General features: G+C 68.1%; 18 protein-coding genes. 10 read left to right on the top strand and 8 right to left on the bottom strand.

From position 1 onward, the window contains the following. Nucleotides 1-48: 48 nt before the first annotated feature. Nucleotides 49-1167, bottom strand: coding sequence for a sugar ABC transporter substrate-binding protein (locus DLJ53_RS09310; protein ID WP_111346179.1), 1119 nt, complete (start codon nt 1165-1167; stop codon nt 49-51). Nucleotides 1168-1307: 140 nt separating this feature from the next. On the opposite strand from DLJ53_RS09310, the gene DLJ53_RS09305 reads away from it, so the two are divergent. Next, nucleotides 1308-1982 (top strand): GntR family transcriptional regulator, encoded by a 675-nt coding sequence (locus tag DLJ53_RS09305; protein WP_111344575.1) that lies wholly within the window; start codon nt 1308-1310, stop codon nt 1980-1982. Between the two features lie 228 nt (nt 1983-2210). Here DLJ53_RS09305 and DLJ53_RS09300 read toward each other — a convergent pair whose 3' ends face one another. Then, nucleotides 2211-3179 carry a sulfotransferase family protein gene (locus DLJ53_RS09300; RefSeq protein WP_162409037.1) on the bottom strand — a complete coding sequence of 323 codons (969 nt, stop codon included), beginning with the start codon at nt 3177-3179 and terminating at the stop codon, nt 2211-2213. Between the two features lie 435 nt (nt 3180-3614). Between DLJ53_RS09300 and DLJ53_RS09295 the strand changes: the two genes are divergently transcribed. From DLJ53_RS09295 to DLJ53_RS09275, 5 genes are all read left to right on the top strand, one after another. Continuing rightward, on the top strand, nt 3615-4928 hold the full coding sequence (locus DLJ53_RS09295) for a hypothetical protein (protein ID WP_111344571.1): 1314 nt from the start codon (nt 3615-3617) through the stop codon (nt 4926-4928). A 380-nt stretch (nt 4929-5308) separates the two neighbouring features. Continuing rightward, entirely contained in the window at nt 5309-6877 is a 1569-nt protein-coding gene (locus DLJ53_RS09290) for a hypothetical protein (RefSeq protein ID WP_146619921.1), read from the top strand. Beyond that, on the top strand, nt 6874-7845 hold the full coding sequence (locus tag DLJ53_RS09285) for a glycosyltransferase family 2 protein (RefSeq protein WP_202913086.1): 972 nt from the start codon (nt 6874-6876) through the stop codon (nt 7843-7845). The genes DLJ53_RS09290 and DLJ53_RS09285 overlap by 4 nt, the downstream gene beginning before the upstream one ends. An 8-nt stretch (nt 7846-7853) precedes the next feature. After that, on the top strand, nt 7854-8258 hold the full coding sequence (locus tag DLJ53_RS09280; protein WP_111344566.1) for a GtrA family protein: 405 nt from the start codon (nt 7854-7856) through the stop codon (nt 8256-8258). A gap of 361 nt (nt 8259-8619) precedes the next feature. Beyond that, complete coding sequence (locus DLJ53_RS09275; RefSeq protein WP_146619920.1) at nt 8620-11445, top strand: DUF4082 domain-containing protein; 2826 nt, start codon at nt 8620-8622, stop codon at nt 11443-11445. A gap of 229 nt (nt 11446-11674) precedes the next feature. Here the strand turns inward: DLJ53_RS09275 and DLJ53_RS09270 are convergent, their stop codons facing one another. Continuing rightward, a complete protein-coding gene (locus DLJ53_RS09270; protein ID WP_244935071.1) occupies nt 11675-12928 on the bottom strand; it encodes an O-antigen ligase family protein in 1254 nt (417 codons plus the stop codon). 368 nt (nt 12929-13296) lie between these two features. Here DLJ53_RS09270 and DLJ53_RS09265 point away from each other — a divergent pair, with 368 nt between their 5' ends. Together DLJ53_RS09265 and DLJ53_RS09260 are read left to right on the top strand one after the other, a co-directional pair. Further along, nucleotides 13297-15444 carry a GumC family protein gene (locus DLJ53_RS09265; protein ID WP_111344560.1) on the top strand — a complete coding sequence of 716 codons (2148 nt, stop codon included), beginning with the start codon at nt 13297-13299 and terminating at the stop codon, nt 15442-15444. Between the two features lie 118 nt (nt 15445-15562). Beyond that, nucleotides 15563-16417, top strand: a complete 855-nt coding sequence (locus tag DLJ53_RS09260) for a hypothetical protein (RefSeq protein WP_111344558.1) — start codon at nt 15563-15565, stop codon at nt 16415-16417. Nucleotides 16418-16595: 178 nt separating this feature from the next. On the opposite strand, the gene DLJ53_RS09255 is transcribed toward DLJ53_RS09260, so the two are convergent. Together DLJ53_RS09255 and DLJ53_RS09250 are read right to left on the bottom strand one after the other, a co-directional pair. Further along, entirely contained in the window at nt 16596-18335 is a 1740-nt protein-coding gene (locus DLJ53_RS09255) for an ABC transporter ATP-binding protein (protein WP_111344557.1), read from the bottom strand. 95 nt (nt 18336-18430) lie between these two features. Continuing rightward, the gene (locus DLJ53_RS09250) at nt 18431-19765 is read right to left on the bottom strand and encodes a DUF6005 family protein (protein ID WP_111344555.1); all 1335 of its coding nucleotides are present in this window, start codon (nt 19763-19765) and stop codon (nt 18431-18433) included. A gap of 959 nt (nt 19766-20724) precedes the next feature. Here DLJ53_RS09250 and DLJ53_RS09235 point away from each other — a divergent pair. Next, nucleotides 20725-22431 carry a flavin-containing monooxygenase gene (locus DLJ53_RS09235; RefSeq protein ID WP_111344549.1) on the top strand — a complete coding sequence of 569 codons (1707 nt, stop codon included), beginning with the start codon at nt 20725-20727 and terminating at the stop codon, nt 22429-22431. Between the two features lie 250 nt (nt 22432-22681). Here the strand turns inward: DLJ53_RS09235 and DLJ53_RS09230 are convergent, their stop codons facing one another. Further along, on the bottom strand, nt 22682-22909 hold the full coding sequence (locus DLJ53_RS09230) for an alcohol dehydrogenase catalytic domain-containing protein (protein WP_146619919.1): 228 nt from the start codon (nt 22907-22909) through the stop codon (nt 22682-22684). Nucleotides 22910-23125: 216 nt separating this feature from the next. Further along, on the bottom strand, nt 23126-23779 hold the full coding sequence (locus DLJ53_RS09225) for a hydrolase (RefSeq protein WP_111344546.1): 654 nt from the start codon (nt 23777-23779) through the stop codon (nt 23126-23128). Nucleotides 23780-23924: 145 nt separating this feature from the next. On the opposite strand from DLJ53_RS09225, the gene DLJ53_RS09220 reads away from it, so the two are divergent. Continuing rightward, a complete protein-coding gene (locus DLJ53_RS09220; protein ID WP_111344544.1) occupies nt 23925-24818 on the top strand; it encodes a LysR family transcriptional regulator in 894 nt (297 codons plus the stop codon). Between the two features lie 60 nt (nt 24819-24878). On the opposite strand, the gene DLJ53_RS09215 is transcribed toward DLJ53_RS09220, so the two are convergent. Further along, nucleotides 24879-26636: a monovalent cation:proton antiporter-2 (CPA2) family protein gene (locus tag DLJ53_RS09215; RefSeq protein ID WP_111344542.1), complete on the bottom strand. Its 1758-nt coding sequence runs from the start codon at nt 26634-26636 to the stop codon at nt 24879-24881. Between the last annotated feature and the right edge of the window lie 91 nt (nt 26637-26727).

Raw genomic sequence — 26727 nt, 5'->3', positions numbered from 1 at the left:
TGGCGCGGCGGCAGGGTCGGGGGCGCGGCCTGGGCCGCGCCTGGAATCCTAGTTTTCAGGCTCGCCGACGAGCGCGGCCTGCAGACCGACCTCGGGGGTCTCCTCCGAGAAGATCGAGGCGAACCAGCCCGGGTTCTGCACCAGCGAGGGTTTGAAGGCGTTGCAGCCGGCCTTCATCTCCTCCCACGTGCCTTCCTCGCAGAGCTTCACCGTCTCGTTGGTGACGATCGGCAGCGGCAGCGTGGTGTGTTTCTCGACCTCGGCACCTTCCAGGATGTCGACGGCGAGCTTCAGGGCGTAGGCGCCGGAATAGGGCGGGGAGGCATAGGAGATGCGCCGTGCGCCCTGCGGCGCATAGGCACCGGACGACCCCTCGGCCTCGGTGCCGGTCGGCAGCATCTGGATCCGGCCGCCGTTCGAGCCTTCGCCGGCGCACGGCAGGAGGTACTCGGCCGTCCGGCCCGCTTCGAGCTGCATCGCGTTGGCGGTATAGCAGCCGACCTGCATCCACAGCCCGTCGATCTCGTCCCAGTTGCGCGTCGCGAGAAGCTTCGACAGCTCGTTCCGGGCGACGGCCTGGCTCCACATCCCGACAGCGGTGCCGACGACGTTGATGCCGGCCTCGTCGAACACCTTCCTGGCTGCATTGGTGCGCGCGGTGTCGACCGAGGTGCCGGGGACGCCGGTGACCATCACGATGTCACCCTTGCCGCCGAGCTCCTCGACCAGCCATTCGGCGGTGACGCGCCCTGCTTCGCTCTGGTCGATCGTCACGTTGTAGGCGCAGGGTTCGGTGATCTCGGCGTCGTAGGCGATGACGGTGACGCCCTTAGCGCAGGCGTTCTTGACGACCTGGTTCAGTGCGGTCGGCGAGATCGGATAGACGACGATGGCGTCCGCGCCGGCCTGCACCATGGCATTGATCTGCTGGATCTGGCGCTGGGCCGAGGGGCCCGCGACCTGGACCTTGAGGTCCACCTTGTCCCGCAGCGTCTGCGAGCCGGCCATGGCCTTGATCATGTTGGCCGCTTCGGCCTGCCAGTCGTTGCCGATGTAGCTCATCGACAGGAAGACGTTGTGCTTGTCCTGCGCCTGCGCGGCCGGGCCTCCGAGGGCCGACGCCGCCGACAGGGCGGCGGCCAGAGCTAGGGCGTGAACACGTTTCATCGAAATCCTCCCGGGTTCGGGTCCGGTCTCGCTCATGCCGGACGTTTTCGTTCTTGATTAGATATTAGATCAAAAATCTAATGGTGTTCAAGGGGGCCCGAAGCTTGCTATCAAGAGGACCCAACCCGAGAAGGACGCCGATGCCCGCGCTGAACGAGATCGTGACTCCGCTCCGCAAGGAGACGTTGCAGGACGGGGTGCACCGGAAGCTCTGCGAACTGATCCTTCACGGCGGGCTTGCGCCGGGTCAGTCGATCACGGTGGCGAGCCTGGCGTCCGCCTTCGGCGTCAGTCCGATGCCGGTGCGCGAGGCGCTCACGCGGTTGACGGCGGCGGGTGCGCTGACGGTGGTGTCCGGCCGGACCATCGGCATCCCGAGGCTGACGCGCGAACGGCTGGACGATCTGACCCGGGTACGTCTGGAGGTGGAGCAGGCCGCCGCGCGGTGGGCGGCGGAGCGTTCGGACGCGGCGATGATCGAGACGCTCCGGGCCGCACTCGGTCGGTTGCAGGATGCGGAGCAGGGTGGCGAGGTCGCGCTCTATCTACGCGCGAACTACGACTTCCACTTCACGGTCTATCGCCACGCCGGATCCGAGCTGATGCTCGGGATCATCGAGAACCTGTGGCTGCAGATCAGCCCGTACTTTCACATGCTGCAGTCGTCGGGGAACTATCGGATCTCGAACCACCAGCACGAGGCGATGCTCGACGCGCTCGAGGCGCACGATCCGGTGGGCGCGGCAGGCGCACTCGCGGCGGACATCCATGCCGCCTACGGAACGCTCGTCGAGACGCTCGGCCTTCTCGACTGACCGGACCCGCCGGCGGGCATCCCTTTCGGCAATCCCGAAAGCAGCCGCGCAGGAGTGGCTATCTGAACAACAAACCGGGGCATTGACCACGCGCGCCATGCGGCGCCGGGACCACGGAGCCACCCCCTGCGGCGTGCGCCAGCAACGGTCCGGATCGTTCGCGCCGAAACCCGGCAGTGGTGACTGCCGGACGCTATCGGATCCGGCGGCGCCGGACGGCGTAACCGCTCAAATCAGGTTCTGAGCGGCAAGGGCCGACCGTGCCGGCCGGGCCGTGTGGATGGCACGCGCCAGATCGCCGGGGGCCGGGGCCGTCGCGAGCCGCCGGCGAATCTCGGCCTGCTGCTGCGGGGTGAACACGGTGGCGAAGCGGGAGCCCGCCATCTGGATCGGCCCGGACACGTTCGATTTCCACGTCTCGTAGGAGAGGACCGCGGACGTGGTGTCGGGGGTCAGCATGGCGTCCGTGAAGTCGAGCCCGACGTGCGCGGCGATCGCCCGCGCGGCCGCGTGCGGCTCGCGCACCACATCGTCGTAGTAGAGGACGAGGTGGCCCGGCCTGCCGACCTTGCCGAGGCTGCACTGCACGCCCCTTCGCCACAGCGCCACCATGCGCGGAACCGTATCGGCGCCCCGCAGATACCGATGGCTCCAGCCCTCATGCCGGTCCGCCGCGTGCTTGATCGACGCGATGGTGTCCTCGGCGTTGCGGACGATATGGATGAAGATCGCGTCGTCGACCAAGGCGCTGATGAGGTCGGTGCGGAAGATGTGGTTGGGCGTCTTCTCCACCCAGGCGCCGCCTCGTGCCGCCTCGTCGAGCGTCGAAACGAAGGCCCGGGTCATCCCCCTGATGCTGCCGGCATTCTCGGCGAAGCGGTGACGGTGGTGCTCCAGCCCCGCGCGACCGAGGAATTTCTCGATATTCGCCTCCGCGCGCCGCGACGGGATGTCCATGGTCCGGCGTGCCCGGGCGACGCCCGCCCGCGCCATCGCCGCGCCGCCTCGGGTCCGGCCGCCATTGGCGAGGCCGAACTTCTTCCAGTCGAGGTCGTCGACGATCGTGCTGAAGAAATGGCTCTCCGGAAAGGTCGTCACGTCGGGATGCGCCGCCAGCATGCTCTGGATGAGGGTCGTCCCGGAACGGGGGACGCCGCCGATGAAAATGCGCCGCAAGTTCGCGTTGCTATCAGCCAAACCGCTTCTCCACCGGCGCGGCGGCCCTCCGGACCGCCACGACCACCAAGCCGCACGTGAATCCAGGATGAGAATAGGCGGCCCGGGGGGCATAGACTTCAACATTTGGCAGGCCGCCGGGCGAACCTCATCCGGCGCAGTCCGTTCGACCGCCTCTTGCGCACCCCCGGAAACTCCGGCCCTTCTTCGTAAGCCGATCAGTGGCGTCGATTCCAGCGGAGCAGGATCACCGCGTCGTCGTCCGACCGAGCCGGTCGGACGACCGCCCCCACGGCGAGGACGACAAGCAGCCCCCGCGCCCCGGTGCCGGCGCTCCGGGGCGGGGAGGCGGCATGACCCGCCTCGCCAACCCGAGACGGCGGTCCGGCGTCGGCCAGCCGACCGTCAAGCTGCCCGGTGTCCGGGGGCTCAACCGAGAGAAGGACGATCCCGAGAATGACTGCCGTCTATCAGACGATCGCTGCCGCGAAGGCCGCAACGATTATCGAACCTCGCTGCTACCTCATGGACCGCAAGGCCTACATGGTGAAGGCGGCCACCAATCCGTCTCACGCGCTCAAGTTCCAGAGCGTCGGGGGCCAGTGGTGGGAGCCCGAATGGCATGGCGAGGCGCTGGTCGAGTGGGGTGGAGCCGTCGTCGGCGACGACGAGGCCAACGCCGTCGACAACCGGACAGCCATCCAGAACGTGATCAACTACGTCGAGTTCAAGGGCGGTGGAACCGTCACGTTCGGCCCCGGGATCTACTGCTCGAACGGTCTCGTGGTCGATGAGCCGGGCGTCGTGCTTCGGGGTTGCCGGCCGACGGATACCTGGCGGCCGAGCGAGGGCGGCGACATGCACGGCACCATCCTTCGCGTCATCTCGACGGGAGGGGACGGCATTCGCCTCAAGGCGAGCGAGTGCGACGTGGTCAACATCGCGATCTATAGCGGCGAAGAGCGTGCGGCGATGCCGTACGGCGGAACGCGAAACGGCATCCGCCTGGAGGCCGACGACTCTCCCGGCATGCGCGTCACCAGCGCCACGCTGCACAACGTTCTCGTCCGCGATCAGCCCGGAAACGGCATCATGTTCGCCGGTCTCGGCGTCTCGAACACGATGAGCCACGTCACCGCGATCGCCAACAAGGGCCACGGCATCCTGTTCGACGGCGGCGACCACACCGCGCGCGTGAACAAGGATCGTCCCGGCATCATCGAGATCGTCCAGGCCCGGACGACCGACAACGACGGTCACGGGATCTGTGTCGGCCACCCCAGCACGGGCACGAACGGCACGGTTCCGTACCGGGTGAACCTCGTCAACTGCGAGGCCTACCGGAATGCCAAGTCCGCCTCGGTGCGCCATCAGGCGTCGAACCACTACCTCGTCGGCGAGAACATCACGATGGACCACTGCGCCGCCTCCGGCTACACGACCGACGAGCTGAAGCCGAACCCGGACCTTTCCGCCGTCTGGCTCGCCGGCGTGGATATCCGCGTCGAAGGCAACCGCCTCCTCTCGTCGAAGAACCCGATCGTCAGGATCGGCTCCGTATCGGGCCTGACGAACCGGGACATCCGCATCGCCGGGAACCGCAGCATCAACAACGGCGATCCGGCGGACTACTTCGTGCAGGTGAGTACCGGCGGCCCGACCACCTACGGCCTGATGGTCCTCGACAATGGCGGCGTCGTCGCCGCCGGCAACGGCCCCTCCGCGTCCTGGCGCTACTCCGACGGGTCCATCGCGTACAACCCGTCGTAGCCGAGGCGGGCGGCAACGGCCTGCGTCGGAGCGGTCTTCCGGAGTCCCCACTGACCGGCTGGCCGCGCGGGTCCCGGGCGGTGGAGCGGGCCGCCGCGCTGTGATTCGGGGCGCAGGTGTGGGCGATGCATCGTCCGGCCGGCCGGTGCGCCGACAGGGCCGAACGAGTGTGTCCGGATGACACTTTCGGATGCCCCGGACGCGAAATGCCGACCCTGACGGCGAGAATCGGCCGATCGGGTGACATGCGTGACCCCTGCGGCACGCCTACGATCCTGGTCCGGAAGAGGTCGCGGGCCGAGGTAGCGGGCATGATCCGAGCGGATTCTACGATTCGATCCCGCCGCCGGGTCATGTTCCCGAGGGGCGCCGTTGCGGCCTTGCTGGACTTTGTCGCCGTCGGCGTCGCCGCGCTCTGTCTCCTCGCCCCGGCGGCCTGGAACGGTGCGCCGTTCCCGAACAGCGACACGTTGAGCTACCTGAGGGTCGGCGATGCCGCCGCGCATGCGATGCTGGACAAGCTCGGTTTTGCGGACGCAGGCGCCTGGCTACCCCGTGCCCCGGACGTCGAACCGGACGGGAGTGCCGATGCGTCCGCGACGAGTGCGTCCGACGAAGCCATTCGGATGGGCACCACATATCTCGGTGCGCGATCGATCTACTACGGTCTCCCGGCCTATCTCCTGATGGTCCTCGGAGGGTTCTGGGCGGTCGCCGTCGCGCAGGCCGTCCTCGCCGCCGTCACGCTCCGTGTCGTTCTGTCGGCCATGGTGCCGTACATCGCGCCGGGCGCGACCGTGGCGCTCGCAGCACTCCTCACGCTGACGACACCCCTCGGATTCCTCGTATCCAACATCATGCCGGACGTGTTCCTCGGCCTCGCGGCGGTGTCGGCGGCGGTGCTCATGGCCTGGTTCGACCGGCTGGGCCGAAGCGGCGTCGTCTTCCTCTGCCTGATGCTGGCGGCAGGCGTGCTCGTCCATTCGACGCATGCCCCGATCCTCGCCGCGGGGGTTCTCGCCGGGGCGGTGGTCGGCAGCCTGCGCGGACTGGCCTTCTGGCGCCGGGGAACCGTCATGTCGCTCGTCGTGATCGTCGCCGGGCTGGCGGCTGTCCTCGGTGCGAAGAAGGCGGAGGAGATCGCTCTCGGCCAGCCGCTGCGCAATCCGCCGTTCCTGATGGCGCGTGTGGTCGCCGACGGCCCCGGCCGCGCCTGGCTCGACGCGGCCTGCCAGGAGCGTGACCTTGCGCTGTGCGCCTTCCGCGACAGGCCGCTGGATGACAGCCAGGCCATCCTCTGGGGGACCGACCCCGCGTCGGCGGTCTTCTGGCCGGCCGACTATGCGACGCGCGTCCGTGTGATCGACGAGGAGCGCGAGGTCGTCCTCGGCACGCTTCTGTCCGACCCGCTCGGCGTCGCCTCGGCCACGGCGACGAACGTCCTGCGCCTCACCGGACGCACCGCCCTCGCGGCCGAGCTCGACTGGAACATGCCGCCGGAGATCTGGCGCGACTTCGACGATTACGCCCCGGGAACCGCCGACGCCTACGCTGCGAGCGCCGCCTATCGTGACGCGATACCCTTCGCCCTCGTCGACGGATGGTTTGCGGCTGTCGGCATCGCCGCCCTCGGAGCCGCGCTGGCGCTTCTCGTGTACTCCGCACGCTCGGCGAGCGGGATCGGCGCCGCCGCGATGATCGCGGGCAGCGTCATCATCGCGGTCGTCGCCGCCAACATCGTCCTGTGTGGCGCCGCGTCGGGGCCGTTCGACCGGTACGGCGCGCGCGGCCTCTGGCTCGTGCCGCTCGTTGCGCTCGCCTTCCTGTACGGCCTGCGGCGCACCGTCGGCACGGCGACGCGCGGCGCCACTCCCGCCCCGACCGAGCGCGCGGTCCCGCCGGGGGCCGGTTCGCCGCAATTTGGTTCAAAGCTCGAGGAACTTACATGATGCAGGCTATGCCCGTCAGGGTCGTCGAGGCGTTCCAGCCGGAGAAGGTGCCGTCGGTCGCCGTGCTGCTGCCCTGCTACAACGAGGCCGGGGCGGTCGGCGCCGTGATCGACGCGTTCCGCAGGGCCCTGCCCGATGCGACCATCTTCGTGTACGACAACAACTCGACCGACGGGACAGCCGAGATCGCAGCCGCCCACGGCGCGGTGCTGAGGCGCGAGCCGCGGCAGGGCAAGGGGTACGTGGTAAGGCGCATGTTCGCCGACATCGACGCCGACATCTACGTCCTCGCCGATGGTGACGACACCTACGACGCCGAGAGCGCGCCGCGCCTCATCACGATGCTCCTCGCCGGACCGAACGATGTCGTGAACGGCGGGCGGGTGGCGCTCTCCAACGGCGCGTACCGACCGGGCCACCGGCTCGGCAACAAACTCCTCAGCGGGATGGTTCGCCTCGCCTTCGGCGCCAACTGGACCGACATGCTGTCGGGCTACAAGGTCATGTCGCGCCGCTTCGTGAAGAGTTTCCCGATCACCTCGCGCGGTTTCGAGATCGAGACCGAGCTTCTCATCCACACCATGGAGTCGCGCGCGCCCTCGGCTGAAGTGATGACCCCGTACCGCGAACGGAACGCCGAGACGGTCAGCAAGCTGAGAACCTTCCGTGACGGCTTCCGGATCCTGCGGCTCATCCTGCTGCTGATCAAGGACGAGCGGCCGCTCCTGTTCTTTTCGGCGGTCGCCGCTCTCCTCAGCCTGATCGCGCTGATTCTCGCGACGCCGATCCTGATCGAATACGCCGAGACCGGCCTCGTCCCGCGCCTGCCGACCGCCGTCCTTGCCACCGGCCTGGTGCTGATGAGCGCGCTGTCGCTCGTCACGGGATTCGTGCTCGACGGCATCGCGACCGCCCGCCGGGAGTTCAAGCAGCTCTTCTACCTCTCGGGCCTGCCGGCGAAGGACTGACGGGCGTCATGGTGCTCCGCTTCCTGAAGTTCGCCGTCGTGGGCGGTGCGGCCTTCGTCGTCGATGCGGCGCTGTTCGCGGGCGGGGTCGAAATCGCCGGGCTCGCGCCGGTGCCGGCGCGGCTTCTCGCGTTCTCGGTCGCGCTCTCCTTCAGCTTCGCTCTCAACCGCGCGGTGACGTTTGCCGACCGGCCGCGGCGCGGGGCGCGGCAGTTCGCGCTCTACGCGGCAGCCAGCGTTCTGGCCGGGGCGGCGAACCTGTCGACCTTCGCCGCTGTCCTCTGGGTCCTCCCGCCGGCCGCCCTTGCGCCCTACATCGCCATGCCGATCGGTGTCGCCGTTGGCCTCGCGATCAATTTCGCGCTCTACAATCTCGCGGTCTTCGCGCCGGCCCAGCGGACGGGGGAGGCCTGAGCGCGGGGGCACCGTCCCGCTTCCCCCGAAAGGATGATACCCCGCATCCATTTGGTGGAGGGGGGCACGAACGGCGGCCCGGCCGAATCATCGCCGGCGCTCGTCCATTCTCCCGGCGGTCGATGCCGGGATGACCGAGGCTGAACCTCGAGCCAATGCACTCCGAAACCCTGTTCTTATGTCGATGCGGGTTCGATCCGCGCCGATTGGAATGCGTTTTGCCGATGTGAAAAATTGTATTTTGGCAATGAATCATGTCGTTATTGTGCGCGTTGCGCGGGGCCGTCTGATCCCCGGGGTAACGCTCAAATTCAAAATCGCGATGTCCGTAACAGATTTTGTCCGATAGGGAAGTCGTCGCATGCGCTATGCGCTCGGATTATTGGTTGCGCTGTCCTTCGCATTTGTTGTTCAGCTTTCGACAATCGTGTCGATACCGGTGCCAGACAATTCGAATTTTCACCCCGGTCAGGACGCAACCCCGCCTCAGTGGCCCCCTAGGCACGCCGCCGCCCTGCAATGGGGCCGGCCCGTCAAGTCCGCCAATCAGTCTAGAGGCATCATCCTTATGGCCACCTATTACGTCGCAACGACTGGCAACGATGCGGGGAACGGCAGCGCCGACTCCCCGTGGCGTACGATCTCTCATGCGATGTCCACCGAGCTTCAGCCCGGCGACGAAGTCGTCGTCCGGCCGGGGACGTACAATGAGCAGGTCGATATCAACCGTGGCGGCTCGGCAAGCGGCGATGTCACCCTGCGATCAGAAGTCCCGGGCGAGGCGCTGATCCGGCCGCCGTCCAGTGGCTGGACCGCGATCAACGTCAACGACGACTACGTGACCATCGACGGCTTCGACATCGCCGGTGCCAACGGCTCCGGGATAGGCTCGGCCGATGTGCACCACATCACCGTCAGCAACAACATCATCCACGACAACGGCGAGTCGGGCGTTCAGCTCAACTACGGCGAGTTCTTCATTGTCGAGGGTAACGAGATCTACGGCAATGCCGCGAGCGGCTGGTATTCGGGTATCTCGATCTACCAGGCCCGGAACATTACCGGCGATACCGAGACCGAAGGCCCCCGAATCATCATCCGGGACAACGTCGCCTACGACAACGTAACCGAGGTTGCCCCGCACACGGACGGTAACGGAATCATCCTCGACGACTTCCAGAATAACCAGAACGGCAGCACCTGGGGGACGTACCAGTACGAGAGCCTGGTCGAGAACAACCTGCTCTACGAGAACGGCGGCAAGGGGATCGCGATCCACTGGAGTGACAACGTCACCATCAGCAACAACACCGCCTACCATAACAACCACAGTCCGTATCTGGACGGGACCTGGCAAGGCGAGCTCAGCAACCAGGACGCGAATAACAACGTCTGGGTCAACAACATCGCGATCGCGGATCCCGAGTTCAACAACCAGAACAACACGGCGATCGGGTTCTACGGAAACAACAGCAACGTCGAGTGGGCGAACAACATCACCTACAACGGCCGCGATGGCGATGGGTCGATGCGGCTCGATGGTGGCAACCCCGCCCTGTCGGCGGCGGACGGCAACCTCCTCGGCGTCGATCCGCAGCTCGTCGATCCCGCGAACGGTGACTTCAGGCTGAGCGCCGACTCGCCCGCGATCGACGCGGGCAGCCAGGACTACGGCGTGGCCAGCGACGACCTTGCGGGCAATGACCGCACCGTCGGAGAGGTCGACATGGGCGCCTACGAGTATGGGAGCACGTCGACAGGCGGTTCCACCGGCGGCTCGACCGGCGGTTCGACGGGCGGTTCCACTGGCGGTTCGACCGACGGCTCCACGGACGGCTCGACCGACGGTTCCACCGGCGGCTCCGATGGCGGCGAAGCTCCGACGCCGGTCGCGGCCAACGACGATTCCGGGTTCGTCGTGACCGCGGGAGAAGCGACGACGATCGATTCGAGCGCGCTCCTGGCGAACGACGTGGGCAGCGGCACGCTCGACGTCACCGACGTCATGAACGCCGTCGGCGGCTCGGTCAGGCTGAACGCTTCGGGCGACGTCGTCTTCACAGCCGCCGCGGACGCGGCAACGGCCGGCTTCGACTACGAGGTGACCGACGCGAATGGCACCGTCGACACGGCGACCGCGTCGATCTCCGTCCAGCCCGCGACCGACCTTCCCGGCGGCGAGCAGGTGAGCTTCTGGGGCGACGCCATGCCCGACGTTCAGTCGGCCAGCGACACCGCCAGCGTCGAGCTCGGTCTGCGCTTCTCCGTCGACGAGGCCGGGACCATCGACGCGCTGCGCTTCTTCGACGGCGACGGGAGCGACGGCGTGCAGACCGGCCGGCTCTGGTCCTCCAGCGGTCAGGAAATCGCCTCGGTCGAGTTTGAAGCGAGCGGCACCGGCTGGAAGACGGCCGCGCTCGACCAGCCGATCACGGTGAGGGCGGGCGAGAGGTACGTCGTGTCCTACCATGTGGACGACGGCGGCTACGCGGTGTCCCAGAACGCGCTCACCGGATCCGCCGACGCCGGGCCGATCAGCCATTCGTCGAATGCCGGTGTCTTCGCCTACGGCGACGGCGCCACGTTCCCGAACGGGACGTACCAGTCCAGCAACTACTTCGCCGACGTCGTGTTCAGCTCCGCCGGGTCGACTGCGGTGCCCGAGGCATCCGGATCGACGACGATCTGGAGCGACGGGGCAAGGCCCGACATCGCGTCCGACCCGGACACGGATGGCGTCGAGCTCGGCCTGAAGTTCCAGGTCAACGAGGACGGCGAGATCGATGCGCTGCGCGTCTACGACGGAGCGGACGGCGGCCCGAACTACACCGGGCGTCTGTGGACTGCGTCCGGCCAGGAGCTCGCCTCCGTCACGTTCGAGGACACCGATCAAGGCTGGCATACGGCGCTGCTCGAGACCCCCATCGAGGTCACGGCCGGCGAGAGCTATGTCGTGTCCTACCATGCTCCCGAAGGGGGCTACGCGGTGAGCCAGGACTACTTCACGACCGAGCTGGAGGCCGGCCCCATCTCGCTGGCGCCGGACGCCGGTGTGTACACCTACGGTGACGAGGGGGCGTTCCCGAGCTCGACCTACGGCGCAAGCAACTACTTCGTCGACGTCGTCTTCGACGAGACACGTGACGGCACCTCCGCCGTGACGGAAACCACCGGGTTCCTCTTCTGACCGATCCACGGCGGCTCCAGGACGACCGCTTCCCCCCATCCGCCTCGGCATGAGCAGGCCATCGGTCGGCGCGCACGCGTGAGCGTGCCGGCTGCGGCACGCCGGCCCTGTCCGGTCCGGTCGAGGACGCGGCCGGGCCGGTGTGCCCGGTCCAAAATCGCCCCACCGCGCTCGTCGCGGTGGGGCTCTCCTCGACATCCCGGTCCTTCCTGAAGGGCGTCGACCGGTATCACGCCCGCCGAAGTGCCGCCGCGTGCGTCGAAAACATCAGGAGACAGGTGGTGTAGACGACGAAGAAGAAGTCGTTCGAGGACAGAAACGTACTCTCCGTCAGGTTCAGCAGGACGAAGGTGGAGACGAAGACGTTGGCCCAGAGCCAGTCCGATCCGCCCGGACGGGACAGGAGCGCCGTCCCGTGGCGCAGGCCACGCAGGATCACGCACACGAGGAGCACGAACCCCACCAGCCCGAGGCCGAGGAGGGTGTCGCGAAATCCGTTGTGCGCGTGCGGGGCATTCCAGCCGACGCTGGCCCAGATCGACCAGGCGGCCGGGTTGGCCTCGGACCAGAAGGCCTCGTAGCCCCAGCCGAGCACGGGCCGCTGGGCGATCATGGCGTCGACCTCTTCCCAGAGCGGGATACGGCCGGTCAGGGTGGCGTCCTTCCCCACCGATTCCAGCACGAACACCGACGCCGGGACCGCGAACACCAGGAAGATCGCGAAGAGTTCGGCGACCGCGACCACCAACAGCAGGCGCTTCAGGCCGGCGACCTGCGCGAACGCCAGAAAGGCGGCGCAGGCGGGACCGGCCATGAGCAGGATGAACAGGGACGTCCCGGACTGCGACATGAGCAGGCAGGCGAGGCTGGCCACGAGGAGGGCGAGGCCAAGCCTCCTGCGCCCCAGGCTCCGGTCGGCCAGCAACGCGACGTTCATGATGGTGGCCGCGGCGGCGTACCACCCGAGGACGTTCTTGTGCGTGAAGATCCCGCGAAGCTCGGGCACGTCCGGCATCAGCGCGAGGCGGGGCGACAGAACCAGCATCGCCAGACTCCCGACCATACAGAACCCGAGGACGCTGACGAGCAGGAGCAGGAGCAGGCGTGGGGTGAAGCGCGCCGCGAGAAGGTAGGCCAGCAGCACCGACATCAGAAGTCCGACCGCCCGCCGAAGCGTCACCGATCCGCTCACCGACCAGACGGACGAGACGAGCGGCATCAGCAGGAGGGCCGAGAGAACGAGGTTCCGCCGCAAGACCTTGAGAACCGCGTCGAGATGCGGCGCCATGAGAGCCAGGGTGATCGCATAGGCGGGGACCTGAAGCGCCCGCAAGACCGAACGGACCGAGTCGACGCTGCCGTCCGGGGACGCGAGGAGCAGGGGGAAGAGCGCGCCGGAGTAGAGGAACAGCGCGACGGCACAGCCGGCGAACTCCAGCGCCCGCCATTCGACGCCTAGCCCGACCGCGCTGTTACGGAGCACAATGCTCAAGTCCCGCACCCTCCGGAGCTCGCTCCTGCACGCGGCTTGGCAACGGCGCAGACAAGCGGGAGCAACCGGACCGTCGCCGGGCGTGGCCGGCGAGGCAAGCCGGCCGAGCGGCAACCCCCTACACCTATTGGGGGATCGGGGTGCCTGATTGCTCGTCTGCTGGCGCCCGAAAGGCGCAAGTGTGCCCGCACCGTCCGTCGAACGCAGCGCTCGCGGTCGGCGCGGAAGGAGGCTTCGATGGTGAGGCCATGGCCCGCGCAACCCGTCCGCTCGCGATCCGCGAACGACCGTGACGTTGGCACCGCCGACGTTCGCGGGGCATCCGTCCGTCCGGCCCACAATCGGAGCGCTTCTTTGGTATGAACAGCCATCAGAAGATCGGCAGCCCGAGCCTCAGGCTCGAGGCCGCGTTCGCGCCGGAAGTTCCCGACGATGTGGTCGATGTCTTCGCCATCCTGCGGCTCGTGCGGCGGCGCATCGGTCTGATCGTCGTGATCGCCGGTCTGCTCACAGTGGCCGCCGTGCCGGCAATCCTCGCGATCAAGACCGAGTACCACGCCCGGGCGCGGGTCCTGCTGCAGACCCCCCTTCGGGATATCGACCCCGACAAGCCGGATGGAATCGACATCGGGACGGAGGTCGAGCGGCTCTGGTCACGGCCCGTCGCGCGCCGGGTGATCGACGAGCTGAAACTGGCCGATGTCCCCGAGTTCAACCCGGCGCTGCGCGGGCCCTCGACCATCGACGCCCTCCGCCAGTTCATCGCGTCCGCCTTTGCGAGCAGCCACGGGGACGGGGGTGAGGTCGCCGAGGTCGATCCGTCCGAGCGCATCATGCAGGCGTACTACGCGCACCTCGACATCCGCAGGGCGGACACGTCCGAGGTCGTCGAGATCGGCTTTGGATCGACCGATCCCGCGCTCGCGGCGATGGCCCCCAACGCGCTCATCGATGCCTATCGTGACGATGCCCGCGAGCGCCGGCTTGAGCGGGTGGCGGCGGGAGAAACCGTCCTGGCCGGGCGGATGGACGAGCAAAAGCAGCGGATCGAGGCGGCGCGCGCCTCCGTTCGGGCGTTCGAGACCACCAACGCAGCCGACCTGAGACAGGCGACGGATGCGGAGCAGACCGTCGCCAGCCTCTCGGCGGAGCGCGGCGCGCTGCTGCGCGAAAAGGCGGAGGTCCAGTCACGGTTGCAGGCTGCCGAGCTGGGCGCAAAGGGCGGGGGCCTCGACGACGGCGGCATAGACGACCCGAACCTCTTCGCCCTCCAGCGCGAGCTGGACGCCAAACGCTTTCAGTACGCGGAATTCAGCGCCAAGTACGGCGCCGCCCACAAGTCGACGATCGAGGCGGAGACCGCCATGCGGGAGACCGAGGTGGCGATCGAGGCGGAGCTGCAGCGCCAGATCGGCGTGCTGCGGAGCCGGCTGACGGCCATCGCCGACGCCGACGAGGCGCTGTCGCGCGCGCTCGGGACGGCGCGGGTCGCACTCGTGGACGTTCGCCGCAGGGAGGCCGAGCATCTCGAGCTCAAGCAGGGCGTCGAGCGAGAGATCGAGACGCTGACGTCGCTCGAGGCCAGCCGCCGCACGCTCCAGTCACGGATCGACGTGCCGACCGTGGAACTCGAGGTCCTCTCGCCGGCAACGATACCGCTCGATCCGCAGGGGTACGGCCGGGCGACCTACGCGGTCGCATGGTCGCTCGTCGCCGCGGCGATCGCCTTTACGGTGGCTCTGGCGATCGAGGTCGCCGACCGCTCGGTGCGCAGCACCCGTCAGCTTTCCGGAGCCGCCAGGCGCGCAGCGGCGGTCCTTGTCCCCGGCATCCGCCGCCGCGACGCGGAGCGCTTGATGTCCGGCCGGGAGCGGCGGACCGATCCCGCCCTGTCCGAGGCGATGCGGATGATCATGCTGCGCCTCGAGCACTCGGCGCCGGAACTGCAGAGCGTCGTCGTCACGTCGACCAGGACGGGCGTCGGGGCGTCGTTCATCGCGACGGCTCTGGCGCAGGAGTATGCCCGCAACGGACAGGCCGTGCTCCTCGCCCAGATCGGCTGGCGGTCGCATCGAGACAGGGGTACTCCGGGATGGTTCGGCTTCGTCAAGGTCGCCGAACGACCGGTGTCCGTGGGCCATGTCATCTGCGAAAGCGCCGGCGAGGGCATCGCCGTGCTGAAGTGGGGGGAGCGGATGACCTCGCTCCTGAAGGACCGCGACGCCATCGACTGGATCCTGCGTCAGGCGGCTGCGGAAGATCGCCTCGTGATCTTCGACTGCCCTCCGGTGCTCGAGGCCGTGGACGCTCTCGTCGTCGCCGGTCGGGCCGATCGCGCGCTGCTCGTCGTCAAATGGGGAGCCACGGCAAGGAGCGATGCGGAGGCCGCGTACGAGCGCCTGTCGGAGGTCTGCCTGAACCGGATCCTCATGTCGGTCAACATGGTCGAGAGGGGACGGCATGCGCTCTACGGCTTCCCCGACGCCGGGCTGATGGCCCGCGCCTGAGCCCCCGTCTGCGCCCGCGCGGCGCCCGCCCGGCGATTGATGCGCTCTGACGAGGCGCGGGGCCACACGGATGCCGGAACGGTCCATACTGGGGTCCGGAACACCGTGGGAGAGAGACGTGCCGGAATTCCCAGAGATAGCGGAAGCGGCGGCCAGTGGCGCGGTCGCGGCGACCTACGCGGACATCAAGGCGACCTCCGGACTGGCGATGGTCAACCTGATCTACCGCCACATGGCGACGATACCGGGTGCGCTCGAATGGGGCTGGGCGACGATCCGCGACTCCATCCGCTACCCACGGATCGAGGGCGCGCGTGCCGGGCTGTCCGTGCCGGCATTCGGGGCGCCGCTGCCGGCGGAGGCCTACGTCTCGGTCGGTCTCCGGGAAGAGGCCGTGCGCTCGGCGCTCGCGGTGGTCGGCAGCTACAATACCGCCAACGCGCTGAATCTCGTGACGCTGACGGCGCTCCTGCGGCTGATCGACGTGGCGGCGGGGGAGGCGGCGGCTGAGCGTGGCCCTGCGGCGACGCGGCCGGGCGCCTCGGACCCGATACCGCCGATCGTGGCGATGGACGCGATGGACGAGCCAACCCGGCACATGGTCCTCGCGCTGACCCGAATGGGCGACGTCGGGCCGGCGGACAGCGGAATCGTGCCCTCGCTCTACCGGCACCTCGCGCACTGGCCGCCCTACCTCGGTTTGGTGCTCGCCGTCCTTGTTCCGCTGGATTCGTCCGGCCTGCTGAAGAGGGCGCGGGAAGAGCTTGTGGAGGAGGCGCGAAGGATGGCGGAGCCGCTGGTCGACGAAGCCCTTGCGCGTGGCGTGGCCTCGTTGCCGGTCGCGGCGAGGGCGCCGCTCCGTTCCGCCCTCGAGACCTTCACCGGCTACACCATCGCCAATATGCTGCCCATCGGCAATACGCTGATGGCGCTCGGCCCGCCGGACTGGCGCCCCGCCGCGCACCAGGGCTGAAGCCGGTTGCAGTGCGCGGCAAGGGAGGACTTGGCGCGCGGGGTGCCGGCTGCGGTTGAGCCGCGCCGCCGCTGGCCACGGCACGCCAGCGACGGGGGCGCTTCGCCACTGACCGTCACGACGACTTCGTCGAGGTGCCAGCGCCACCGCGGCCCGGCCGCCATCGCTTCGCGGCGCGCTAGGGGGTCGGGACGGCGGCCGGCTCGGAGGCGAGCTCGCCGAGGTTCAGCAGCGCCCGGTACTCTCCGCCCTGCGCGAGAAGCGCGTCGTGGCTTCCCTGTTCCACGATGCGGCCGTGATGCACGACGAGGATCCGGTTGGCGCGCCTCACCGTCGTCAGCCGGTGCGCAATGATGAGTGTCGTGCGGCCCATCGCGAGTTCGAACAGGGCGCTTTGAACCTGCGCCTCAGTGCGGGTGTCGAGCGCCGACGTCGCCTCGTCGAGGATCAGGATGGCGGGGTCCTTCAGGAACATGCGCGCGATGGAAAGGCGTTGCTTTTGCCCACCCGACAGCTTGACGCCGCGTTCGCCGATCACCGTGTCGAGGCCGTCCGGCAACGCGGCCACCGTTTCGGCGAGGCTCGCCTTCTCCATCGCCGCGACGATCTCCGCCTCCGTCGCGCCGAGTCGGCCGTAGGCGATGTTTTCACGCACCGTTCCGCCGAACAGGAACACGTCCTGCTGCACGACACCGACCTGGCTCCGCAGCGAGGCGAGCGTCATGTCCCGCACGTCGATCCCGTCGATCGTGACGGCGCCGGCGGCGACGTCGTAGAACCGCGGCACCAAAGAGCAAAGGGTCGTCTTGCCGGCACCCGACGGGCCGACGAAGGCGACCGTCTCGCCCGCCGAAACCTCGAGGTTCAGACCGCGCAGGACCGGCGGGCCGCCGGCGTACCCGAAGCGCACATCGTCGAAACGGATCGCGCCGGCGAGCATGACCTGACGGGCGCGGGGCCGGTCGGTCACGTCCGGCTCGGTGTCGAGAAACTCACAATAGCGGCGGAAGCCCGCGATCCCCTTGGGATAGGTCTCCAGCACGGCCGCCATCTTCTCGATCGGCCGGAAGAAGACGCCGACGAGAAGCAGGAAGCCGACAAAGCCGCCGATCGTGAGGTCGCCCTCCACGACGTAGTACGTGCCGGCGACCATCACGATGACCTGCGTGGCGCGCATCGTCATGTAGTTGAGCGCCTGCGAGGCGGCGGTGATCCAGTAGGCGCTGAGCTTGCGCCGCCGGTACTCGGCGTTGTTCGCGGCGAACAGGGTGCGTTCGTGCTCCTCGTTGGTGAAGGCCTGCACGACACGGATGCCGCCGACATTCTCCTCGATCCGCGCGTTGAAATCACCGACCGAGGAGAAGATCTGCCGCCACATGTCGGTCATCTTCGCGCCGTAGCGCGTGGTCACCCAGGCCCCCAGCGGCACGACGACACCCGAAATCAGCGCCAGTTCCACATGCACGAACAGCATGAGGACGAACGCACCGACGAACGTCATCACGGCGATGAAGATGTCCTCCGGACCGTGATGGGCGATCTCGCCGATCTCCTCGAGGTCCTTGGTGAGGCGCGCGACGAGGTGGCCTGTCTTGACGCGGTCGAAGTAGGCGAACGAGAGCCGCTGCAGATGCTCGAAGGCCCGGCGGCGCATCTCGGTCTCGATGTTGATGCCCAGCATGTGGCCCCAGTAGGTGACCACGGCCATCAGGACGGTGTTGAGGACGTAGACGGCCATCAGCGCCGCCGTCGCCAGTAGGATCAGCGACCAGTCGCCGGAGGGCATCAGCCGATCGACGAAGAGCTTGATCGCGACCGGAAAGGTGAGTTCGAGCAGTCCGGCGAGAACGGCGGAGCCGAAGTCGAGGGCGAAGAGACCGCGCCAGGGTGCGTAGTAGGCGAAAAAGCGTCGGAGCATCGAACTCGCTTGGGGATGGTGGTGAGCGGGTGGGGCGATCGGCATGGCGCGTCGCCCCTCGTTCGGTGCCGGCGCCGACCGGGCGAGGGGGGCCGTCAACGGATCCCGTCGCCGAGCGGGCCGACGCTGCGCTGCCAGGCCGCGAACGCCTCCGCGAGGCCGTCCTTGATCGCGCGCTCCTGCCGGTCGAGCCTCTCGATCGCATCGTTGACGGCGCCGACGCTGGCCGGATCGGCGGACCGCGACAGCTTCAGGAGCTCGAAGTTGAGCGACCGCGCGCCCCTGACCAGCGCCTCGATCTCGTCGCACCAGGCCATGAAGCTCGCCGTGTCGCGCTGCAGCGCCCGCCAGAAGAAGGCGAAGCCGTGCTCGTAGGCGTACTTGCGCACCAGGAGCAGCGGGAAGTCGGCGACCGCGTCCTCCAGCGCTGCAAGGTCGCCGCCCGGCCTCACGTGGGCGGCAACAACGGTCCTCAGCGCGTCGAACAGCGGGTTGGAACGAGGGTGGAAGCTCGCCTCGAAGTAGGCCGCGATGTCGTCCGGCGAGGGCGCCCGCGTCGCGGACCGGTCGACGATGTATCCGCCCTCCACCGACGGCTGGCGGATCGCATCCTCGACCCGTTCGCGCGCCATCGGCCCCTCCCAGCGGTAGTCCACGTCCCGCATCAGGAGGGTCTCGGGATCGTCGGTGCGCTCCAGCAGGACGAAGTGCGGAAACGGGTCCTTGTTGAGGAGGTTTTCGCGTTCGGGAAGGCGGACCATGTCGAGCATGACCATCACGTCCTCCGCTTCGGTGCGGCGGGCGATGAGATCACGCATCGTGGCGAGATTGTCGTCGATGGAGCGGTGCGCATCGTACCAGGACACGATCCTCAGCCCGTAGAGCCGCTCGGCCCATTCGCGGAAGAAGTCCTGCTCCATTCCCGGCTCGTGATAGCGGATCACCGATCCGTCGCCGGTGACGAACGGCGCATCCCACACGCCGAAGAAAAGCGGCCGCTCGTCGAGCCCGGGGGCGCGCATCACCGCATCGGCGATGCAGCTGATGAAGCAGTGGACCTTGACCTTGTAGTAGTCCTCGCCGTGGACGCCCTCGCGCCGGTCCGCCTCGTGCGGCGCGCTCAGGGCCGAGATGGTGACGGGTGCCGCTTTCTCGTCCTCGTCCTCCTCGAGGAACAGCGCCGCGAATTCGCCCACGGTCTCGGCCGCGCGGGTGGTGATCGCCTTCTCGGGCGCCACGAGGCCGTGGTCCTTCTCGAGATGGAGGAGGAGATTCATCGTCATGAGCGAATCGAGCGCAAGGTCGGTGCCGAGCGAGGCGTCCGGACCGAAGCGGGCCATGTGGCGGCACGCAAGACGGTTCGCGAGGACATCCCTGACGGCGTCGACGACGTCGTCGCTGGTCCGGGGGCGGGTCGGTGTCATCGTCATGTCGGTGTCACGCGGTCTCCTGGCCGCCGGCGGCGGCGAGGTTCGCCGGTTCGCGGCGGTTGATGGTTTCGTTCGCGGCGCCGGATGATCCGGCCGGACGCGCGCGTCGCCGCATCGTCCGGGATGCCGCCCGGAGGTACGTGGAGAGAGCGCCGAGCGGGCGGGTTGCCTTGAGGTGGGGCCGTGTTTCGACCGAGTGCTGGCGGCAGCTGAAGCGGTGACGTCCGCCGCGCGACATGGAAACAACCTCCGCGCGCGGGGCCGCGCGTTCCATGCGTCGGGCCTGCCTTCCTGCGCTCGCCGCCGGTCCCGGGCCGGATCCCGCACAGGTAGCAGGGCGCGATTGTCCCGATGATGGCACGTTCGGCGGTGCCGCAGGCAGGCGCGGATCTGGTCGTCATTTCCGAGCCCAATCTCCTGGCATCCTGCTGACCGGCGACGGCTCCGGCCGGACGTTGACGGACCGTGCGCTGCCACTGCGCGGTTGCAATGGCACAACCGGGAAAACCTGTCTATAATAGTCTACATATTTGGAATCGATCCAGGGCCGGCAGTGAGGGGGCCGACTTAGACCAACTCGAGGTTGGAAACGCGACGCATGACGCGGTTGCCGCTCTCGGCACCGGCCGTGCGTCCGGCGTGCGTCGCTCCTCTCGGGGCGTCCAGCGCCGCCTTTTTCGTGCAGCAGGGCGCCGTCCTCGCCGCGTGGCTCGTCCTGCCGCCGCATCCGAGCGCGCTCGGATGCGCCGATCAGCCACCGTGTTCCGGGTTGTAAAATGGAGCTTAGGTGCGTCTCAGTCGGAAGCCAGTACTATAACTTTATTATGATTTAAAAGTATATCTCGAGAGATGGTCAGGATATATGGTATTCTGGTGGTCCGATTGCGACACTATGACTTGACCGAAGCACACTGATAACGCAAACACCCCGCCCAGAACCCGATCAGGAGCGTTGGTATATGAAGGTTTGCGTTGTGGGCGCGGGTCCCTCAGGCCTGACGACGATCAAGCAGCTGCTCGACGAGGGACATGAGGTCGTCTGCCACGACAAGAACTCCGACGTCGGCGGCATCTGGCTGCGTGACGGCGATGACGGCACGAAGACCAAGGCCTTCGACAACCTCATGCTGACCATCTCCATGAGGCTCATGGCCTATTCGGACTACCCGTTTCCGGGCGGCCGGAAATTCTACACCCGTCAGCAGTACTTCGAGTACCTCGCCGAGTATGCCGACAGGTTCGGGCTGCTCGGCTCGATCCGGTTCGATTCGGAGGTGACCGACGTCAAGACGACCGCGCAGGGCTACCTCGTCACCTCACGACGCAAGGGGGTCGAATCCAGCGAGGGCTTCGACGCCGTCGCGCTCTGCTCCGGCCCGTTCAAGACACCGCACCGCGAGCTTCGGGAACTGGCGGGATTCAGCGGCGAGGTCGTGCATTCCGCGGAATACCGCAACGCGGAGCGGTTCCGCGGCAAGCGCGTTCTCATCGTCGGTCTGGCCGAGTCCGGCGCCGACATCGTGCGGGAGATCGGCGACGTCGCCTCGGCGACGACGCTCGCCATCCGCTCCTACAGCTTCCTGCTGCCCCGCATCATCGACGACCACAGGAGCACGGACAGCGAAACGGTGCGCGCGCACCACCACGAGATGTACGATCGCGCCACCGACCGGCCCGTGCCCTACCAGACCTTCTGGGGCCGAAGCCGGCTGGCCAAGGCCGTGTTCGGCGGCGTGTCGGTGATCCTGGGACTGGTCTCGTCCCTCGGCGGGGACCTGCAGCGGCTGCGCGAGCGGCTGACGCCGGCGCGCCCCCTCGGCCCGGTCAACCTGCTCGGCGAGCCGATGGTGCCCTACAAGATGGACCTCGGCACCGAGGAGAACGCCGCGAACTGGGCCCTGATCTCCGACTGGAACAGGAAGTCCCACCCGGAGGGAAGCTGGAGCAAACGCCGCATCTTCTGCAAGAACGTCAGCTTCATCCCGAGCATCGTCAGCGGCAAGGTGGTGGTGAACGACGCCGGCCTCGCGCGCGCCGAAGGCACGACCGTCCATTTCCAGGACGGCACCTCGGCAGAGTACGACGCCGTCGTGCTCTGCACCGGCTACGCGCGCGATTTCACGGTGGGCGACCTGAGCGTCGCGGACGGCAACATCCGCAATCTCTACCGGCACTTCCTGCATCCCGATCATGACGGGAAGGTCGCCTTCATCGGTTTCGTGCGCCCCTTCTCCGGCGGCATCCCGATCTGCGCCGAAATGCAGGCCCGCTACTTCGCGCGGGTGCTCAGCGGCAAGCTGCGTCCGCCCGAAAATCTCGGTGAGATCATCGCGGAGGAGCGCGCATGGGAGGAGTACTGGACCGCGTTGAGCCCCCGGCACACGGAATCGCATCCCTCGCAGGTCCTGTACCTCGATGCGCTGGCGCGCGAGATCGGGTGCCTGCTGCCGATGCGCAAGCTGCTCCTCAATCCGAAGCTGTTCACGCAGGTCTGGTTCGGGAGCTTCAACCCGTCGTCCTACCGCATCGTCGGACCGCACAGCCTCGGCAAGGCGGCGCTGGCGGATCTCTACGCCGAACCCGTGGAGGGCCGCACCGTCATGTGCCGCCAGATGTCGCTGCTGCGGCTGCTCCCGGCCGCCATGCACCCGAAGCACTCGGAGTGACCGCCAGCGGCGCCCTCGGGGCGTCCGCTAGCGAAACCTCGGAACCGGGGCCCGCGCCGCCGTGGGTCAGGATGGTCTCGTGAACGGAGAACCGGGCGCGGGTCACCAGGGCTCCCCGGACCGTCCCTCCCGACCTGCGTCTGGCTTGCGCCGCCCAGGTGGATGTTGCGCGGCTTGCGGGCGACCATGTCGAGATTGGCAACATGCTGCTGCGCAAATGCGCCGGTGCCGTCGAAGACTGTGGGCGTGTCTAGATCTCGTGGCCGGCGTCGAACTCGCTCACATCCGCCCCCTTCTCCACCACGACGCCAGAAACCTCGTGACCGATGTTGGCGAGTAACGGCACCTGGTCGACGCAGTCTCCACGTCGGATCTCGCGGATCGATGCGGTAGCCTGAACGCGGACCCGAACCTGCCGGGGCCCGACGACGCCCACTGGAACACCGCGCATTTCGTAGGCGCCGACCGTTTCAGGCACGATCGCCTTTGGTGTCGGTCACGATCTCACCAATTCGCGAAGCCGATTGATGACCGAACCAGTCGAGGGGGCCCATCATCCGTGCGATGGGGGCCCGCTCGAGGATCGGGCCATGGCCGCTGCTGGCGTACCGTCGGCGGATCCGGCGGAAGCGGCCTTCCGTCGCTTCCGCCGGGCCGAGCGCCCGTGGCGGACGTCCGTCCGCCAGCGTGCGCGTTACGCCGCGGTGCGGGGGACCGGCGTGTTGAGGAGCTGCTGCTCCCAGAAGAACGCGATGCCGCTGCCGGCGGCGTGCTCCATGAAGAGCTCCGACAGCTCCGCCACGTGCTCGGTCCGGGCCCAGTCGCGCTGCCATTCGGCCAACACCGCGAACCAGGTCATCATGTTGGCGCCGGCCCGGATCATCCGCTGGATGGCAACCTCGTGGGACTCCACGGACATGCCGCCCGATGCGTCCGTCACCGCGGTCACGTCCCAGCCTTCGCCCGCCGCCTGGATCACCGGCATCGCCACGCAGACCTCGGTCCAGAGGCCCGCGATGATCAGCTGCTTGCGGCCCGTCGCCCTGACCGCGTCGACCACATTCGGGTCTTCCCACGTGTTGACGGTCGTGCGGTCGATCACTTCCTGCCCGGGAAACACGCTGGTGATCTGCGGGAAGATCAGGCCGCCCCGGTCGGCGATCACGCTCGTCAGGATCGTCGGGACGCCGAAGATCTTCGCCGCCTTGGCGAGTCCCGTTGCATTGTTCACCACCATGTGCGGGTCGTGGCTGTTCAGGTTCGCAAGCTGTGCGGGCTGGTGGTCGATCAGGACCAGCACCGAATCCTGCGGGCGGAGAAGTGAATCGAGTCCGTTGCGAAACGTCATCTGGCACCTTTGTTGTCGTCTTCGCCGTTGGCCTCCGGGCGCTGATGGACATGCCCCCGCGGCGTCTGCGCCCTGTTTGCCGTTCCGCCTTGAGGTGCGATAGTGCCGCAACCGCGGCAGCTGTGTCGCGAAAGGAGGAACGCGGGTGGACATCGAGGATCTCGAGACCTTCGTCGCCGTCGCGGATGCGGGAGGCGTCTCGGCCGCGGCGCGCCGCCTCGGGGTCGCGAAGTCGATCGTCAGCCGGCGGCTGTTCCGGCTCGAAGCGGAACTCGGCGTCCAGCTTCTCGCCCGCACCACCCGCGGGGCGGCGCTGACGGAGGCCGGAACGACGTTCCGGGACCATGCGGCAAGGGTGCAAGCCGAGATCGACACGGCGAGGGAGACGATGCGTCCGGACGGCGACCTGCGCGGGCGCCTGCGGGTGGCGATGCCAGCCACGTTGGGGCCGACCCACTTTGCCCCGGTGCTGGCCGACATGGCGCGCCAGCACCCGCAGCTTCATATCCAGACCTCCTACAGCGACCGTTTCGTCGATCTCGTCGCAGAGGGGTTCGACTGCGCCATCCGCAGCGCCTACCTCGAAAGCTCGAACCTGGTCGCGCGCAGGGTCGGCCCGATCTATGGATCGCTTCTGGCGAGCCCGGACTACATCGCCGCGAACGGCTCGCCCGAAACACCGGACGAGATCGCCGACCACCAGGCGCTGATGCAGGGGACCGAGAGCTGGCGCTTCATGGACGGCGACCGGGTCGTGACCGTCCAGCCGCAGGGACGGTTCAAGGCCGACAGCGCGACCGCGCTCGCGTCCGCCGCCCTGGCCGGTCTCGGCATCGCATGGCTCCCCGACTGCATCACGCACGAGTACGTTGCCGCCGGCGCTCTCATCCCGATCATGACACGCCATCCGGTCCCGGCGGGCGGCGTCTACGTCGTCCGCCCGCCGGGCCAGCATCCCACGCGCAAAGTGCGGGTGCTCACCGAGTTGCTCATCGCCTCGTTCGAGCAGAAGCCGGAGATCTGGGGCCTCGCACGCTGAGCGCCGCTCGCGTCATGCCCGACCCGAGGCGCGCGGCAGGACGCGACACCATACGCTCGCCTACCGCGGTACGCCGGTGAGCGGCTCCGGGACCGGACGGGTGTGGAGCCTCTCGCTGCCCGACATCGCGTCGCCCTGCATCTGCTCGGACAGGCGGGCGGCATCGCGCTGGCGGATGTCCTCGACTGCCTCCGCGATTTCGGCCTCGGCAAAGCCGAGCGCGCGCAGGCCCTGCGCGCCCATCAGGTAGGCGGACTCGACCGTCTCGCGAACCTGAAAGTCGACACCGGCGCGGAGAAGATCCACGGCATGGTGACGGTCGTAGCTGCGGACAAGGAGCCTGGCCTGCGGGAACTCGTGCTGCGCGAGCGCCACGATCTGCGTCGCCTGGGCCGGAGCGTCGATCGCGATCAGGATCGCTTCGGCCTCCGCCGCGCCGGCGTGGCGAAGGACGTCCAGCCGCGCGCCGTCGCCGAAGTAGACCTTGAAGCCGTACCGGGCGGCGTCGCGGATGCGGTCGGGGTCATTGTCGATGACCGACAGCGAAATCCCGCGGGACAGGAGCGCCTGCGAGGCGATCTGCCCGAACCGTCCGAACCCGATGAGCAGGATCCGCCCCTTCAGGTCGCGGACCGCGTCGACGCCGTCCATCGACGCATCGGTCCGAACGAACCGGTCGGCGGCGATCATGATGAGAGGCGTCAGCGCCATCGACAGGATCACGATGGTGGAGAAGACCGCGTTGTCCCGCGCGTCGATCACCCCGCCCGAGGCGGCTGCGGCGTAGAGCACGAAGGCGAACTCGCCGCCCTGCAGGAACATCGACGTCCGGTGCAGCGCCGCGCGGGACTCGCTGCCGAACAGGCGCGCCACCGCGAACACCGCCACCCCCTTCACCACCGTGAAGGCCAACAGGAGGGTGAGGACGAGCCCCCATTCCGCCGCGACGACCGACAGGTCGAGCGACATGCCCACGGCCAGGAAGAACAATCCCATCAGGAGCCCGCGGAACGGTTCGATGTCGCTCTCGATCTGGTGCCGATAGCTCGAGCCGGACAGCATCACGCCCGCGATGAACGCCCCCATCGCCATCGACAGGCCCGCGGCGTCCATAAGGAGCGCCGCGCCGAGCACGACCATGAGCGCACCGGCCGTCAGCACCTCGCGGGTCCGCGCCCGCGCCAGGAGCGCGAAGAACGGGTTGAGCGCGAACCGCGCAACGGCGATGAGCGCCAGAAGCGCCGCGACCGCCACCGCGAGATCGGCCCATCCCGATCCGCCGTGCGCCAACGGCGACAGGAAGGCGACGACGCCGAGCAGCGGCACGATCATCAGATCCTCGAACAGGAGGATCGCCACGGACTTCCGGCCCTCGCTCGTCGCGATCTCGCCCCGATCCTGCAGCACCGACATGATGACGGCGGTCGAGGACAGCACGAAACCCGCCCCCGCCACGAAGGCGACCGGCGCGGCGAGACCGAACGCGAGCGCCCCCGTCACCGAGAGCGCGGCCATCGCCGCCGCGACCTGAACGAGACCGAGGCCGAAGATCTCACCCTTCATCGCCCACAGCTTGTTCGGCCGCAGTTCCAGCCCGATCACGAACAGGAACATGACCACGCCGAGTTCGGAGAAGTGGAGAATGGACCCCGCATCGGTGATCAGCCCGAGGACCGACGGGCCGACCAAGAGCCCGGCGGTGAAGTAGCCGAGGACCGAGCCGAGGCCGAGCCGCCGGAAAAGCGGAACGGCGACGACAGCCGCCCCCATCAGGACCACCGCCGGTCCGATCGTCTGGCCGAGGCTCGCAGCCGCCATGATTACATCCCTTGCTGTTCTGGATTGCCCGGACCCTCGTCCGGATGATCGTCGACGCAGTGGCCGACCGAGCTCCTCGGGCGCACGCGCC

It is taken from the genome of Acuticoccus sediminis (genome assembly GCF_003258595.1).
In the GTDB taxonomy this organism is placed as follows: domain Bacteria; phylum Pseudomonadota; class Alphaproteobacteria; order Rhizobiales; family Amorphaceae; genus Acuticoccus; species Acuticoccus sediminis.
The sequence above is the reverse complement of the archived record's forward strand: the minus strand, read 5'-3'. Positions and strand labels throughout refer to the sequence as shown.

Excerpts from the sequence above, each read along its gene's own strand:
- DLJ53_RS09310 (WP_111346179.1), bottom strand. The coding sequence starts at position 1,167 with ATGAAACGTGTTCACGCCCTAGCTCTGGCCGCCGCCCTGTCGGCGGCG.
- DLJ53_RS09305 (WP_111344575.1), top strand. The coding sequence starts at position 1,308 with ATGCCCGCGCTGAACGAGATCGTGACTCCGCTCCGCAAGGAGACGTTG.
- DLJ53_RS09295 (WP_111344571.1), top strand. The coding sequence starts at position 3,615 with ATGACTGCCGTCTATCAGACGATCGCTGCCGCGAAGGCCGCAACGATT.
- DLJ53_RS09285 (WP_202913086.1), top strand. The coding sequence starts at position 6,874 with ATGATGCAGGCTATGCCCGTCAGGGTCGTCGAGGCGTTCCAGCCGGAG.
- DLJ53_RS09280 (WP_111344566.1), top strand. The coding sequence starts at position 7,854 with ATGGTGCTCCGCTTCCTGAAGTTCGCCGTCGTGGGCGGTGCGGCCTTC.
- DLJ53_RS09275 (WP_146619920.1), top strand. The coding sequence starts at position 8,620 with ATGCGCTATGCGCTCGGATTATTGGTTGCGCTGTCCTTCGCATTTGTT.
- DLJ53_RS09265 (WP_111344560.1), top strand. The coding sequence starts at position 13,297 with ATGAACAGCCATCAGAAGATCGGCAGCCCGAGCCTCAGGCTCGAGGCC.
- DLJ53_RS09255 (WP_111344557.1), bottom strand. The coding sequence starts at position 18,335 with ATGCTCCGACGCTTTTTCGCCTACTACGCACCCTGGCGCGGTCTCTTC.
- DLJ53_RS09250 (WP_111344555.1), bottom strand. The coding sequence starts at position 19,765 with ATGACGATGACACCGACCCGCCCCCGGACCAGCGACGACGTCGTCGAC.
- DLJ53_RS09235 (WP_111344549.1), top strand. The coding sequence starts at position 20,725 with ATGAAGGTTTGCGTTGTGGGCGCGGGTCCCTCAGGCCTGACGACGATC.
- DLJ53_RS09225 (WP_111344546.1), bottom strand. The coding sequence starts at position 23,779 with ATGACGTTTCGCAACGGACTCGATTCACTTCTCCGCCCGCAGGATTCG.
- DLJ53_RS09215 (WP_111344542.1), bottom strand. The coding sequence starts at position 26,636 with ATGGCGGCTGCGAGCCTCGGCCAGACGATCGGACCGGCGGTGGTCCTG.